The organism is Nisaea sp. (genome assembly GCF_039990255.1).
GTDB lineage: Bacteria > Pseudomonadota > Alphaproteobacteria > Thalassobaculales > Thalassobaculaceae > Nisaea.
Map to the genome: position 1 here is coordinate 1493387 of NZ_JBDXGG010000018.1, position 11924 is coordinate 1505310.

Sequence of the window (11924 nt, forward strand, 5' to 3'; positions counted from 1 at the left end):
TGGCCCAGCTGCATGTTCTCTTCAACGTTCTCTTGATGAAGAATTTGAGGAAATGTCGGACCAGCCGAGGTCATCCGCAAAAATCCGTGGGAAAAGTTCCGGCAAATCTTCAGCAATCAGGCCCGGCCCGAAGCGGCTGGCCGCTGCACCATTGATCCAAACCGCCGCTGCGGCTGCTTCGAAAGCAGGCATACCCTGTGACAGCAATCCAAGGACCGTCCCTGCGAGGACATCACCGGTCCCACCGGTTGCCAGCCAAGGAGGCGCATTGCCGTTAATTGCTGCCCGGCCGTCTGGCGCAGCGATCACCGTATCTGATCCTTTTAAAACAATGACGGCGCCAACCAGCTCTGCGGCAGCGCGCGCCACCTCCAGCTTGCTGCCAGACAGGTTGGGAAACAGGCGTGCAAACTCACCCTGGTGCGGGGTCAGCACGACAGGTGCCCGGATCAAGCTGGAGAGAGCTTCCACCTCGCTTGCGAAAACCGAAATCGCATCCGCATCAAGTACAACAGCCCGCTCCCCCGAAAGCGCCTCCTCTGCGATTGAACGCGTGTGTTCGGAAACACCATGACCGGGCCCAACCAGCACAGCGTTCTTCCGAGTGTCGCTCAAGAGATCGCTGAATGCCGCAACATCATCGACTGGCGCCATAATAACGCCCGGCGCGTCGGCGGAAAACAACGGGCACAGGTCCGAGGGGGCAGCAACAGTCAATAGCCCGGCCCCGGTCCGGCGTGCAGCCCTCGCGGCGAGACGCCCGGCCCCTGTCATCGCTCCCCCGCTGATAACAGCGTGGCCGCGCGTGTATTTATGACTGGCCACATCCGGCCTCGGCAGCGCGAAAGCCCATAGCTCCCGCGCATTTTCAAAAGTGGCGGGATCGATCTCGCGCAGCACATCCGCCCTGATCCCGATATCAGTAACGACGATTTCCCCCGACAGGGCGTGTCCTGGATAAAGCATATGCCCAGGCTTCTTGCGGAAGAACGTAACTGTCATCACAGCCGGGACGGCGCCCCCGCGCACTGCGCCGGTGTTTCCATCAACGCCGCTCGGCATATCGACCGCAACAGACGTCAGAGCCCCATCGTTCACCATCGTCCTGGCGCGCTCCAGGAAATCGAACGCAACACCGTCAATATCGCGCGCGAGCCCGGCGCCAAAAAGCGAATCGACCAGCAACTCAACCCCATCGAGCAGATCAGGCGTCAACGCTGCAACCTGGCCATCCCACTTAGCAGCAGCAAGCGCAGCGTCACCCCGAAGATCGTCACACTCCCCCAATAGCGTCAGCGCAACGTCCCAGCCCTGCTCCCGCAGCAATCGTGCAACGACAAAACCGTCACCCCCATTGTTCCCGGGACCACAGACGACAAGCGTCCTGCGCGGCGTAAACCGGGCCGCAATAGCATCAGAGACAGTCGCACCGGCGGTTTCCATCAACTCGATACCGGGCGTACCGCCACGAATCGTTATCTGGTCCGCCTCCCCCATCTCCTCGACACTGAGCAGCGTCAGATCGTCCACATTCCTCTCCAGCCCTTGAGTCGGGCGGAGGATAGGACGAGAGTGCCGGTCATGGAATGCGGTAAATCCGCGCTACTTCAGTCGCCGCGCTCACAACAAGTTCTGGAATTCCCGATGACAGCCCTGAACCGCGCCCTGTGGATCGCCCTCGGCCTCGCCGGTCTCGTTGCCGTTGGCATTGGAGCTTACGGCGCACATGCAACCGGGTTCGACCGCGTCGCCAATGACCGGTTTACCAACGCCTTGCTCTATCATCTGATTCACTTATCGGGGATAGCCGCTGCATTACTGCTCAACGGGCGGAAAGCCTCATCATTAGCCATGGCAAGCGCCTGCCTGTTCCTGCTCGGGATGTTGCTTTTCTCGGGATCGCTCTATGCCAGCGCATTCAGCGGAGGCGCCACGCCGACAGCGCTCGCGCCGTATGGGGGCATATCCATCATGCTCGGATGGCTCACTCTCGGTGTTGCCGGAGCCCGTTCGGTAGAAGGTACTTAGAAAATGGGTAGTGGGGCGAGTGATGGGTCTTGAACCCACGACCTCCAGATCCACAATCTGGCGCTCTAACCAGCTGAGCTACACCCGCCACAAATTCGCTCGCGCAATCGCGAGGGCCGTTTACCTACTGTAACACAGCAGGCCAGTCAACCGGTTTACCGAGTCCTTCTTACCGTTCATATCAGCCGCCAAAATGCGCGGCCAAACGGCCGACCGCCTCGTCCAGAACAGCGTCCTGCTTGGCGAAGCAAAAGCGAATGAAATTCTTCGACGCCTCACCGGAGTAAAAGCCGCTAACCGGCAAAGCCGTGACGCCGGCTTCTATGGTGATATGGCGGCAAAAAGCAGCATCGTCCCCATCAAAGCCGAGCCCGGAAATATCGACGAACTGAAAATAAGTGCCCTCGCACTCAACACATTCAAATCCGTTGACCCGGCTGAGTCCATCGGCAAGACGATCCCGCTTGGCCTGCATGGTATCCCGCAACCCATTGAAATAACAGTCATCCTGTCCAAGACCAAAGGCAACTGCACGCTGCAGATTTGGTGCTGTGGTAAAAACCAGGAACTGGTGTGCCTTGGAAATTGGCTGCAAAAGATCGGCAGGCGCCGTCACATAGCCCACCTTCCACCCGGTCACCGAGAAAGTCTTACCGGCAGAGCCAATCCGGACGGAGCGCTCACGCATTCCCGGCAGTGTCATCAGCGGATGATGTTGCCGGCCATCAAAGGCCATGTGCTCGTAAACCTCGTCACAAACCGCGTAGCAATCGTGCTTTATCACGGTCTCGGCGATTACTTTCAGCTCGGCTTCGGTGAATACCTTGGAAGCCGGGTTCATGGGCGAATTCAGGACCACGAGCTTTGTCTTATCAGTGAACGCCGCCTTGAAGGCAGCAATGTCGAGCTTCCATTCCGGTGGCCTCAAAGTCACAACCTTAGGAATCCCCCCTGCCCGCTTGATGATCGGCTGATAGCAATCATACGTCGGCTCGATCAATACAACCTCGTCTCCCGGCTCGATCAGGCCAAAGAAACAGGCGGCCAGTCCTTCAGTCGCCCCGGTGGTGACGATGACCTCCGTTTGCCAATCCACATCAAGGTCATAGAAACGCTTGTTGTGATTGGCGACGGCCTGACGCAACTCCGGGACACCAAGCATTGGCGGATACTGGTTCGGCTTATCGAATAGAAATTTCGACGCCTGCTGCAAAACCGCGTCCGGCCCGCTGTCGTCAGGGAACCCTTGTCCGAGATTGATGGAACCGTGCTCGATCGCCAGACGCGACATGACCTCGAACACGGTTGTTCCGAACGAGGACAAGAGGCTGTTTGCAGGCTTCATTGGCGCGACTCCGAGGTATTCCGCAAAAAAGAGAGGAATGGCGCTTAGCCCAAGGCCGCAGCCAATGCAAGGCTCCCGCACCGGTGCTGCACCGCAACACTTATTGCACAAGACGAAACTGCCAATTGAGCGGCCGTTTCCGCACCGCTATAAGGTCGGCACGGAAAAAATAAATTCCCGATAAAATCGGAAGGAACAGGGTTATGACCAAGCTCGCGGAACGACTGAATCATCTTGGGACGGAAACCGCATTCTCCGTTCTGGCGCGGGCCAACAAACTGGCTGCCGAAGGCCGTAGCATCATCAATCTTGGAATCGGTCAGCCGGATTTCCGGACCCCGGACAATATCGTCGAGGCAGCGGTAAAAGCCTTGCATGATGGGCATCACGGTTACACTCCGGCAAACGGCATTCCGGCACTCCGCGAAGCAGTCGCCGCCAACCTAGAAAAGCGGCATGGCGTTGCAGTCGATCCGGGCCGGGTTCTGGTTGTCCCGGGCGGCAAGGTAACAATGTTCCTCGCTATGATGATCTTCGGCGAACCCGGCGCTAAAATCATGTTTCCTGACCCCGGTTTTCCAATCTACCAATCCGCCATCGAATTTTCCGGCGCGAAAGCTGTCTCCATTCAGCTGCGCGAAGAGAACGGTTTTGCCTTTTCGGCCGAGGAAGTTCTGGCAGGCATTACAGAGCGAACCCGGCTGATCATCGTCAACAGCCCGGCCAACCCGACCGGCGGCGTCGTGCCCCGTGCCGAATTCGATAAACTGGTCGCCGGGCTGCAAGCCTGGCCGGACGTCGCCATCATGAGCGACGAGATTTACAGCGAGATGCTTTATGACGGCCGCGAGCATGTCAGCCTGCTGCAATATCCTGAAATCGCGGATCGCCTGATCCTGCTCGACGGCTGGTCCAAGACCTATGCCATGACCGGATGGCGCCTCGGTTACAGCGTTTGGCCTAAAGACATCTTCCCGCACGCCGAGAAGCTGTGTGTGAACATTCATTCCTGCGTCAACGCGTCGGCTCAGTTCGCCGGCCTTGAAGCTCTGACCGGGCCCCAGGACGCCGTTTCGGAAATGCTCGTGGCCTTCGACGCGCGCCGAAAGGTGATCGTCAAGGAACTGAACGACGTCCCCGGCTTTCGGTGCATAGAGCCAGGCGGCGCATTCTATGCTTTCCCGAATATCGAGGGCACAGGAATGCAAGCGCAGGCCCTGCAGGAGAAGCTTCTGGAGGAAGCCGGTGTGGCCGTGATTGCCGGCACAAGCTTTGGCGGCTTCGGCGAAGGCTATCTCCGCTTCTCCTACGCCAATTCGACAGAAAACATCATCGAGGCTATCGCTCGCATCAGGAAATGCCTGGCCTAGCGCGCGCCGGTGAAACTCTGCCTGTTTTTTGCTGCCCGTTTTTTGACCAGATGCGCGAAATTGGGGCATAAAAACACCTCGCATGCCTCTAGACAGGCTCCGCCTTCTCAATAGTTTCAGATAGTTACGATTTTCGGACCAACTGGCATGCAGCATGCTTTTAGGGAGGCGTGACCCGAGGACCGGGACATCAATGAAGAAGAGCAAGGCGCAATGAAAAAAATCGAAGCCATCATCAAGCCCTTCAAACTGGACGAGGTAAAGGAAGCGCTGCACGAAGTCGGGATCCAGGGGATCACCGTGACTGAAGCAAAAGGATTCGGACGTCAAAAAGGGCACACCGAACTCTATCGCGGGGCCGAGTACGTCGTCGATTTTCTCCCGAAGGTGAAAATCGAGGTCGTTATGGAGGACTCGCTGGTTGAGCGCGCAGTGGACGCCATTCAGTCAGCAGCACGCACGGGCCGTATCGGTGACGGAAAGATCTTTGTATCCACCGTCGACGACGTTATCCGAATCCGAACCGGTGAAGCCGGGGGCGACGCCCTCTAGGGACCAATGAACCCGTCCTCCTAGTTGGAAGACGAGAACCGTCCAGCCTGACATGGCTGGGCTAATGAATTCGTCGGGGCTGGACACGATTCCGGAACCCCGTCAAACCAGGGACGCTCGGCCAGAAAGGCTTTCGGACAAACCGCCAAAGGTTGCTCCGAACGCCCCGAGAGGCAACGACCCATCAAGTCAGGAAGGAAGACTATGTCTGATGTGAACACCGTTTTGAGCATGATCAAGGAACACGACTGCAAGTTCGTTGATCTCCGTTTCACGGATCCGCGCGGCAAGATGCAGCACGTGACGCAGGCCATCGAGACGATCGACGAAGAAAGCCTCATTGAAGGCTTCATGTTCGACGGTTCATCCATCGCCGGTTGGAAAGCCATCAACGAATCCGATATGAGCCTGAAGCTGGACCTGTCCACGGCGCGTGTCGATCCGTTCTTCGCTCAGCCGACCCTGATGATCCTCTGCGACGTCATGGATCCTATTACCGGTCAGCCTTATGAGCGCGACCCGCGCTCAACGGCAAAAGCTGCGCTGAACCATCTGAATGGCCTCGGCATCGGCGACACCGCGTTCTTCGGCCCGGAAGCCGAGTTCTTCATCTTTGAAGACGTGAAGATCAAAACCGGCTCCAATATCGGATATTACGAAGTCGATCACCCGGAAGGCCCGTACAACTCTGCCCGCTCCTACGAAGAGGGCAATATGGGTCACCGCCCGGGCGTCAAGGGTGGTTACTTCCCGGTCCCGCCGGTAGACAGCGAACAGGATCTGCGGAGCGAAATGCTCGCGGTCATGGGCGAAATGGGTGTGGATATCGAGAAACACCATCACGAGGTCGCTCCGGCCCAGCACGAACTCGGCATGAAGTTCGGCACGTTGCTCGATACCGCAGATGCCCTGCAGATGTACAAATACGTCGTGCATAACGTCGCTCATGCCTATGGCAAGACCGCGACCTTCATGCCAAAGCCGATCGCTGACGACAACGGCTCCGGTATGCACGTTCACCAGTCAATCTGGAAAGACGGCAAGCCGCTCTTCGCCGGCAATGGCTATGCCGATCTCTCCGAAATGTGCCTCTACTATATCGGCGGTATCATCAAGCACGCCAAAGCTCTGAACGCGTTCTCGAACCCGACGACCAACAGCTACAAGCGTCTGGTTCCCGGTTTCGAAGCACCGGTTCTGCTCGCATACTCCGCGCGCAACCGTTCCGCTTCCTGCCGGATCCCGTTCGTGAACAGCCCGAAGGGCAAGCGCGTCGAGGTTCGGTTCCCGGATCCTGCCGGCAACCCTTACCTGACCTTCTCTGCCATGCTGATGGCCGGCCTTGACGGTATCCAGAACAAGATCCATCCGGGCGACCCGATGGATAAAGATCTGTACGACCTGCCGCCGGAAGAACTGGCCGACATCCCGACCGTCTGCGGCAGCCTGCGCGAAGCGTTGGAAAGCCTCGATGCGGACCGTTCGTTCCTGACACAGGGCGATGTCTTCACCAACGATCAGATCGATGCCTATATCGAACTGAAAATGGATGAAGTCATCCGCTTCGAACAGACCCCGCATCCGGTCGAATTCGAGATGTACTACTCCGTCTAAGGCAACGGGCGGCCGGGCTTTCCGGCCGCTTCGCCTTGGGCGTCTCCAAGTCCTGTCACCGGTGCTCTTGTATCCGGTGACAGGCTTCCTCCCAAAACTCGGGCCGCCTCGCGCGGCCCTTTTTTGTGTTCGTCTGAGTAAAGACCGCGTGTGAGGTAAAGACAGCGGGCCGGCTCAAGCGGCGGCGCGTGGCCGGGCAAATGCGATAACCAAACCGCTGGCGACGATAAGAGCACCACCGGCAAGCAGGTTCAGCCCCGGGATCTCTCCGAAAAACAGCAACCCGAAAAGAGCCGCGTAAATCAGCGTGCTATAATAAAACGGCGCGATAAAGCTGGCCTCACCCATCGCCGCAGCCCGGATGAAAAGCAATTGTCCGCAGACCATGATTGAGCCAACCCCGACAAGATAAGGGAGCTGAGCGATGTCAGGCACCTGGAAGACGGGAATTGCCGCACATCCCGATATAACCGCCCCCGCCAGGTTGTTAATGGCTAGGATGGTAAGGGGATCGTCTGATTGAGCGAGCAGACGGATCGTCACCACCTCAGCCCCGACCAGAACCGCAGACAGGAGCGCCACCAGGGCTCCGGCCTGAAGCACACCGGCTCCGGGCTGGTTCATAACCACCACTCCGACAAGCCCAAGCGCGGCGCCAACCCAGCGCAATGGCACAATGCTCTCACGCAGGAAGAGGATCGCGAAGATCATGGCGAAGATCGGGCTGGTCCAGGCAATCGCGATCGCGTCGGCCAACGGCATCATTCCGACAGCCGCAAAGGACGCCGTGACGCCGGCCGCGCCAAAGACGATGCGCAGCCCATGTTTAGACCGGCACTTGTGTTCGGAAGACAACACGACCACGACGCAGAATGAACGGCAGAAGTGTCAGAAACCCGAATGCAAACCGTGCAAAGGCGATTTGCAGCGGATGAAGATCCGGTCCGACTTCCAGGATCTGCACACCCTTGGCGCAGGCATTGGCCCCTGCAAAAAAGGCACAAGATACCACCACAAGAACAGCTGTCTTAAACGCGTATCCCGCCGGCATTGTCTGAGTCCTGTCAGATTTTCTATCGGCGGATCATCGGGAGCACTGGAGCCAGCCGCAACAAACATTGTTAGAAGTCTGAAAGAACAAAAATGTACAGGAGAGACGCCAATTCGAAACTACGCGGACAAACGTGATTCCTCGATAAAGTCGATGAGCGGCTGAAGATCCATTACATGATCGTAGGTGCGACGGCTGGGTAATTCCATTATGGCGATGCCATTCTGCGCGGCCTGAGCAAAGAGTTGCGTATCCCGCAGCATCGCGACGGTAGGGAAGCCAAGATCTTCGAGAAAATGATTCAGACGCTCAGCCGCCTTGGTGCGCAGACGCACCCGGTTTCCGACAAACGCAACCGCCCGCTTGTTCTTACGAATTGGCTTGAGTTCCGCGAGCTGTTCGATAAAGCGCCTGGTCCCGTCTTCGTCGAACGCTGACGGCAGAACAGGGATAACGATGACGTCCGCGCGTTTCACCACGTCCTTCACCACATCCCGGCTCATCGCGGCGACACAATCCACGACGAGAACATCTGTCTTCTTGCGCGGTTTGGCGCCTTCTTCTTCAAGATCGACACCGCTGATCTTCGGCACTTCCGATGGACGCCTGCGTAGCCAGCCCAATGAGCTCTGCTGCAGATCCAAATCACCCAAGGCTGTCTGCAAGCCGCGACCCGCATAGTGTGCAGCGAGTGTCGTCGCCAGCGTGGTTTTGCCGGCGCCGCCCTTGGTATTCGCTACCGCAATGGTAAACATCATCTCTCCGTTTCGTTGCCGCGGCTCGCGCCCCGTAAAGGTCCTTTGCAGGCAGACTCACGGCAATTCGACTTCGAGACTGCGCCCTCCCTCGCCATGCTGGCTGTCGCGCGCTCTCACAATTACCTTGCTGATGCCGTCCGGTATGGAAACGCCGGAAAGCGACCGTGTGAACGGTTGCTCGTTGACGTGCGGGTGATAGAGCACGCGCTCGCCAAGCAAAGTGCCGTCCGGTGCCAATACAGACCAGGCATTCGCATAATGGTCCCAACCCGTATCGGCGTGGCTCACAGTTACGTGAAAACTGTACGTGCCATCAGCAGCACGCTCGACACTTACAGTCTCAACGTCTGCCTGACCGGCCACTGCGCCTCCGGCAAGGGTCATAAAAAGCCCTGCGACAGCCGCATGGAGGCTGATACGATGCCATGTCTGACGATCACTTATCACGTCAAATATGCGCACACAGTACGCCTCCGACATTCTATTTGCAACCCACCTTAGAGGTTTTAAACCTTCCGCTTCCTACCGCTTTCGTCAAGCGCAACGAACGTGAAATGGCCCTCTGTCACGAGAACTTCATCGCCCTGATAGGTTCCGGCACGAATCACCCATGCCTCGATCCGAAAGGTCAGCGACGTCGTGCCTTGCTTTTCGAGGCTGGCATAGCAGCAGAGGACATCACCGACACGTACTGGTCTGTGAAAGGACATGGCCTCGACGCCGACCGTAGCCACGCGGCTTTTTGCCCGCTGCGCCGCGGCTGTGCCTCCGGCAATATCCATCTGGCTGAGCACCCAGCCACCAAAAATATCGCCGCTCGGGTTCGTGTCCGACGGCATCGCGATCGTGCGGACCTGCAGCGTCCCTACCGGCTGACGTGCAACTTCTGTCATAATCACTCCTGTTTGCTTGGCGAGTGTCGCCCATATCTTGTAGTATTCGCCTGACAGACTACAGGATAAACCAATTTTCTGGCTTCTGAGGACGTACACCATCCATGTCGGACCTGTTCCAAAGCAACGCCGCCCGCAGCGATGACGACTATTCTGCGAAGGATATCGAGGTTCTCGAGGGTCTGGAGCCGGTTCGTCGGCGCCCTGGAATGTATATTGGCGGCACCGACGAGCGAGCGATGCATCACCTCGTGGCCGAGGTCCTGGACAATTCTATGGATGAGGCGGTTGCGGGGTTCGCGAGCCGGATCGAGATCGACCTCAGCGCCGACATGACCGTCACCATCCGGGATAACGGTCGGGGGATCCCGGTCGATCCGCATCCCAAGTTCAAGGACAAGTCTGCTCTTGAGGTGATTCTGTCGACGCTGCATGCCGGCGGTAAATTCTCTGACAAGGTCTACAGCACCTCAGGCGGCCTGCACGGCGTCGGCATTTCGGTGGTGAATGCGCTTTCCGACGAGATGGAAGTCGAAGTCGCCCGGGATAAGCAGCTATATGCTCAGCGCTTCAGCCGCGGCATAACCCAAGGACCGCTTGAGTCCAAGGGACCGGTGCAAAACCGGCGCGGCACAACCGTACGCTTTCATCCGGACGAGGAGATTTTCGGCAAGGCCCGTTTCCGCCCGTCCCATCTTTACAGGCTCGCGCGCTCCAAAGCCTATCTCTTCAAGGGCGTGGAGATACGCTGGTCCTGCGACACCGCCCTGATCGGCGACGGGGACGAGACGCCGGCCGCAGCGACCCTTCACTATCCAGGCGGCCTTGCAGACTTCCTGACCAGCACGCTCGGTGACCGCGCCTTGATCGGTGAGGCCTTTTCCGGCGACAAAGAGGAAGGCGCCACGCGTGAGCGGGTCGAATGGGCAGTGACCTGGCCCGACGACCGCGACGATGGCTTCATGAACGCCTATTGCAACACGATTCCCACACCCAGTGGCGGAACGCACGAAGCCGGCTTGCGCACAGCCCTGCTACGCGGCATTCGTGCTTATGCAGAGATGGTCGGCGGCCAGAAGAAAGCTGCACAGATCACCGCAGAAGATGTCATGGGCGGCGCTTGCATCATGCTCTCGGTCTTTGTCAAAGACCCTCAGTTCCAGGGCCAGACGAAAGAGCGACTGGTCAGCGCTCATGCAACCAAGCTCGTCGAGCAGGCGGTCAAAGATCATTTCGATCACTGGCTTTCTGCCAGTCCCGAAACATCCAACCAGTTACTGGAACGGGTCACAGAGCGGGCCGACGACCGCTTGCGCCGACGTCAACAGAAAGAAGTTTCCCGCAAGACAGCGACCCGCAAGTTGCGTCTTCCCGGCAAGCTTGCAGATTGCAGCAAATCAGAGCAAGAAAGCACCGAGATTTTTCTGGTCGAGGGCGATAGCGCCGGCGGCTCTGCCAAGCAGGCCCGCAATCGTGCAACCCAGGCCATCCTGCCCCTGCGGGGCAAGATTCTGAATGTCGCCAGCGCCTCGATCGAAAAACTGCGCGCCAACCAGGAACTTTCCGACATCTCTCTTGCCCTAGGGTGCGGCACTGGAGATCGTTATGACGAGGAACAACTCCGTTACGGCAAGGTCATCATCATGACGGATGCCGACGTTGATGGCGCCCACATCGCTTCTCTGCTGATGACCTATTTTTTCCGGGAGATGCCCAAGATGGTCGAGCAGGGCCATCTATATCTCGCTCTTCCCCCCCTCTACCGCCTGACCCAGGGAACCAAATCGGTCTACGCAAGGGACGACGCCCATCGTGAAGAACTCATCCGGACGGAAATGACCGGGCGGGCCAAGATTGAAGTCTCGCGCTTCAAAGGCCTTGGCGAAATGCCGCCTAAACAGCTCAAAGAAACCACGATGGACCCGGAAAAACGTATCCTGCTTCGAGTCGCCGTACCGCCGGCTCTGGCGGGGCTCGACCCTGAAAGCGAAAATGCAGAGGCACGACGGGCTCTGGAACAGACCGTTGAAACGCTGATGGGACGGAAGCCTGAGCTTCGTTTCCAATTTATTCAGGAAAACGCAAAATTCGTCACGGATATCGACGTCTGATCACGGCTAGGGAAAGCGACGACAGAATTACCGATTGCAGGTAGAGTTTCATATTTATTACGAAAGTATGGTACGGATACTACACACACCATAAAACATGGCTGATGCGCGCGAATTAGACGATCTCTTTGTTGACAGCGGCTGCGCTACACATAATATCCGCTTCAACTTCGCGCCGAGTACGTTGCAGACAATCTGTAAA

The 11924-nt window shown here is 57.9% G+C and carries 12 protein-coding genes and 1 tRNA gene; 5 read left to right on the forward strand and 8 right to left on the reverse strand.

Features of this window, described 5'->3' with window-relative positions; translation table 11 throughout:
• Nucleotides 1-21 precede the first annotated feature (21 nt).
• Nucleotides 22-1530 carry an NAD(P)H-hydrate dehydratase gene (locus tag ABJ076_RS17390; protein WP_348185707.1) on the reverse strand — a complete coding sequence of 503 codons (1509 nt, stop codon included), beginning with the start codon at nt 1528-1530 and terminating at the stop codon, nt 22-24.
• Nucleotides 1531-1644: 114 nt separating this feature from the next.
• On the opposite strand from ABJ076_RS17390, the gene ABJ076_RS17395 reads away from it, so the two are divergent.
• Nucleotides 1645-2028: a DUF423 domain-containing protein gene (locus ABJ076_RS17395; protein WP_348185709.1), complete on the forward strand. Its 384-nt coding sequence runs from the start codon at nt 1645-1647 to the stop codon at nt 2026-2028.
• 11 nt (nt 2029-2039) lie between these two features.
• Here ABJ076_RS17395 and ABJ076_RS17400 read toward each other — a convergent pair.
• Both ABJ076_RS17400 and ABJ076_RS17405 read right to left on the reverse strand, forming a co-directional pair.
• Nucleotides 2040-2116: transfer RNA gene (locus tag ABJ076_RS17400), tRNA-His, on the reverse strand.
• A gap of 93 nt (nt 2117-2209) precedes the next feature.
• Nucleotides 2210-3373, reverse strand: a complete 1164-nt coding sequence (locus tag ABJ076_RS17405; RefSeq protein WP_348185712.1) for an aminotransferase — start codon at nt 3371-3373, stop codon at nt 2210-2212.
• Nucleotides 3374-3576: 203 nt separating this feature from the next.
• Here ABJ076_RS17405 and ABJ076_RS17410 point away from each other — a divergent pair, with 203 nt between their 5' ends.
• The 3 genes from ABJ076_RS17410 (at nt 3577) to glnA (ending at nt 6909) form a co-directional block, all read left to right on the forward strand.
• Nucleotides 3577-4743, forward strand: coding sequence for a pyridoxal phosphate-dependent aminotransferase (locus ABJ076_RS17410; protein WP_348185715.1), 1167 nt, complete (start codon nt 3577-3579; stop codon nt 4741-4743).
• A 213-nt stretch (nt 4744-4956) separates the two neighbouring features.
• Nucleotides 4957-5295, forward strand: a complete 339-nt coding sequence (locus ABJ076_RS17415) for a P-II family nitrogen regulator (protein WP_348185718.1) — start codon at nt 4957-4959, stop codon at nt 5293-5295.
• Nucleotides 5296-5499: 204 nt separating this feature from the next.
• Nucleotides 5500-6909, forward strand: coding sequence for a type I glutamate--ammonia ligase (glnA, locus tag ABJ076_RS17420; protein WP_348185721.1), 1410 nt, complete (start codon nt 5500-5502; stop codon nt 6907-6909).
• Between the two features lie 174 nt (nt 6910-7083).
• Here the strand turns inward: glnA and ABJ076_RS17425 are convergent, their stop codons facing one another.
• From ABJ076_RS17425 to ABJ076_RS17445, 5 genes are all read right to left on the reverse strand, one after another.
• Nucleotides 7084-7773, reverse strand: a complete 690-nt coding sequence (locus tag ABJ076_RS17425; RefSeq protein WP_348185723.1) for a DMT family transporter — start codon at nt 7771-7773, stop codon at nt 7084-7086.
• Nucleotides 7736-7960, reverse strand: a complete 225-nt coding sequence (locus ABJ076_RS17430) for a hypothetical protein (RefSeq protein WP_348185726.1) — start codon at nt 7958-7960, stop codon at nt 7736-7738. Before ABJ076_RS17430 ends, ABJ076_RS17425 begins: the two co-directional genes overlap by 38 nt.
• A 119-nt stretch (nt 7961-8079) precedes the next feature.
• Complete coding sequence (locus ABJ076_RS17435) at nt 8080-8715, reverse strand: ParA family protein (protein ID WP_348199288.1); 636 nt, start codon at nt 8713-8715, stop codon at nt 8080-8082.
• Between the two features lie 57 nt (nt 8716-8772).
• On the reverse strand, nt 8773-9180 hold the full coding sequence (locus ABJ076_RS17440; RefSeq protein WP_348185732.1) for a hypothetical protein: 408 nt from the start codon (nt 9178-9180) through the stop codon (nt 8773-8775).
• A gap of 44 nt (nt 9181-9224) precedes the next feature.
• A complete protein-coding gene (locus tag ABJ076_RS17445; RefSeq protein ID WP_348185734.1) occupies nt 9225-9611 on the reverse strand; it encodes an acyl-CoA thioesterase in 387 nt (128 codons plus the stop codon).
• 104 nt (nt 9612-9715) lie between these two features.
• Between ABJ076_RS17445 and parE the strand changes: the two genes are divergently transcribed.
• A complete protein-coding gene (gene parE, locus ABJ076_RS17450; RefSeq protein WP_348185737.1) occupies nt 9716-11722 on the forward strand; it encodes a DNA topoisomerase IV subunit B in 2007 nt (668 codons plus the stop codon).
• The last annotated feature ends 202 nt before the right edge of the window (nt 11723-11924 follow it).